This is a genomic window from Blautia hominis (genome assembly GCA_002270465.1).
In the GTDB taxonomy this organism is placed as follows: Bacteria; Bacillota; Clostridia; order Lachnospirales; family Lachnospiraceae; genus Blautia; species Blautia hominis.
This window is the reverse complement of record NQOF01000032.1, coordinates 1-243: the sequence shown is the minus strand read 5'-3', so window position 1 is coordinate 243 and position 243 is coordinate 1. Positions and strand designations below refer to the sequence as shown.

At 35.4% G+C, this 243-nt stretch carries 1 protein-coding gene; it reads right to left on the bottom strand.

Annotated features, from left to right (window positions below):
• Nucleotides 1–243 (bottom strand): hypothetical protein (locus CI595_RS26485; protein ID WP_205728128.1); only part of this gene is annotated, 243 nt, incomplete at both ends.

The window sequence follows — 243 nt, the reverse complement described above, 5'->3', positions numbered from 1 at the left end:
TGATTATTTGTAGAACCAGTGGTTCCTTCTGTTGTTTCGTTCGATAGAAGCGTACTTATGCTGTTAATATTTTTTTCAACAATAGACAAATCGGATTCTTCTGCTTTATTAACTATAGCGGAGTTTAATGCAGTAACAGTATCCTGCACATTACTTGCAGTTCCATCTGCTTTAGTAAATGTAACATTACCTGCCGTCGTTTTGGGTTTAACCTCATTCTGAAGATAAGTCAAAAAGTTGGAA